The organism is Saezia sanguinis (assembly GCF_003991585.1).
Taxonomy (GTDB): domain Bacteria; phylum Pseudomonadota; class Gammaproteobacteria; order Burkholderiales; family Burkholderiaceae_C; genus Saezia; species Saezia sanguinis.
Genome location: NZ_PQSP01000244.1, coordinates 1 through 229, shown reverse-complemented (window position 1 = coordinate 229; position 229 = coordinate 1). Strand labels below are relative to the sequence as shown.

Sequence of the window (229 nt, the reverse complement as noted above, 5' to 3'; positions counted from 1 at the left end):
CTGTCGGCGGTTCGAAATCGGGAAACCCCTGGCCCAGGTTGACTGCCTTGTGCTCGACCGCCAACTGGCTCATGACGCTGAAAATGGTCGTGCCCACCTTGGGCAGTTTGGTATCCAGGCGCATGACGGGTGCTCCAAAAACAGGCGAAACCGCATGCTAGCATGGCCCGCGGCCTCTTCCGGCCCGCTTCGGGCCACGCCATCGGGCAAGATGCACCATGCTGCAAAT

General features: G+C 61.6%; 1 pseudogene. It reads right to left on the bottom strand.

The features are described 5' to 3' along the window. Nucleotides 1-124 (bottom strand): annotated as a pseudogene (locus CUZ56_RS16240) (methionine aminotransferase); the annotation flags it as partial. Between the last annotated feature and the right edge of the window lie 105 nt (nucleotides 125-229).